Origin of the sequence: Thermocladium sp. ECH_B (assembly GCA_001516585.1) — an archaeon.
In the GTDB taxonomy this organism is placed as follows: domain Archaea; phylum Thermoproteota; class Thermoprotei; order Thermoproteales; family Thermocladiaceae; genus Thermocladium.
Window position 1 is genome coordinate 1 of sequence record LOBW01000139.1, and the last position, 1,521, is coordinate 1,521.

Annotated in this window: 1 protein-coding gene and 1 pseudogene; one reads left to right on the plus strand and one right to left on the minus strand. The window is 50.5% G+C overall.

The window, feature by feature from the left end:
• Positions 1-51 precede the first annotated feature (51 nt).
• A pseudogene (locus AT710_09760) lies at positions 52-1,197 on the plus strand.
• A gap of 117 nt (positions 1,198-1,314) precedes the next feature.
• On the opposite strand, the gene AT710_09765 reads toward AT710_09760, so the two are convergent.
• The coding region (locus tag AT710_09765; GenBank protein ID KUO89793.1) for a hypothetical protein at positions 1,315-1,521 on the minus strand (207 nt) is incomplete at its 5' end.

Here is a 1,521-nt window from a genome sequence, read left to right on the forward strand (position 1 = left end):
GATGAGAGGGAGGGGGAATAACTTTATATTAGTGGTGTTCCCGTTTTTCTGATGCCCATCGTGGGGTTTAGGTTTAGAGCATACACCGACGAACAGGCGTTGAGGGCGTTAAAGGCCCAATTGAGGTTAGCCTCGGAGATCTACAATACCCTACGATGGGCAGACACATACTTCTACCATGAGGATGGGAAGGGATTAACCCTCACGGAGCTGAGGCAATTAGCCCTCGACTTGAGGAAACAGGATGAGGAGTATCAACAATTATACTCACAGGTACTGCAACAAGTCGCGGATAGATATTATGAGGCTAGGCAGCGCTTTTTCGATGGGCTTGCAAGATTCCCGAGGGAGAAGAAACCCCATAAGTACTACAGCCTTGTTTATCCGCAGAGCGGTTGGAGGATACAGGTTAGGGAGGGGAAGGGCAGGAGGCTCGTGTTGAGGTTATCAAGTCTAGGCGTGTTCAAATTAATCGTTCATAGGGACTTTCCACTGGAGAAAGTTAAACGCATAGCGGTAAAAGTGACGAGGAGTGGAAAAGTGTATGTCTCATTCATTGTTGAAAACCATGAATTCCCGAAGCTGCCAAATACTGGGAAGGCGGTGGGGATCGATGTTGGGGTGGAGAAGCTTCTCGTGACCTCGGATGGGGAGTTCCTCCCAAACTTGAGGCCCTACGAGAAGGCATTGAAGAAGGTGAAGAGGCTGCATAAGGCCCTATCTAGGAAGAAATTTCTATCCCATAATTGGTTCAAGGCTAAGATGGAGCTGGCTAGGGCTTATGAGCATTTGGCGGATCTGAGGAGGGACTTGTACATGAAGTTGGGCAAATACTTTGCAGAGCATTACGACGTCGTGGTTATGGAGGATATCCACGTTAAGCAACTTATTGGTAAGTCTGGGAGGAGGATGAGGATGAGGCTTCACGACGTCGCCATTCACGAGCTTAGGAGCATCGTGAAGTACCAGATGGAGAAGTATGGGAAGGAGTTCATCCTAGTGGATCCTAGGAATTCCTCGAAGACGTGTGCCAAGTGTGGGTACGTGAAGATGGATTTAACGTTGAGTGATGGGGTTTTTGAGTGCCCAGTCTGTGGTTGGAGGGCTGATAGGGATTATAATTCCTCTCTCAATCACTTGAGGCGTGCGGGGTGGGAGCCGCCCGCAGCGCCCGTGGAGCTCCGCCCACTACCCATAACGATGGGCAAGGCGGGGCGGGGAAGCGGGAAGCCCCTTAAGGGCGGGGTAGCTCACGAGATTCGATCAATATTTTATAAAATGGATGATGAGCCTTGCTCCTTCTAGGGGCTGGGCTCAAGCCTTGACGCGGCGTAATCCAGCAATGGCTAGAATTAGGGAGAGAACCGCGGCCGCCTCAGTGGCCATCACTGGGCTATTAATTAAGTATGATGCGGCGTACCCAATTAACCAGCCTAATTGCTGCATTGAGTTCACTATGCCGTAATCCCTAGGCGAGCGCGCCCTAATCCCCTCCAGCGACATTGGTATTATTGATTCCCA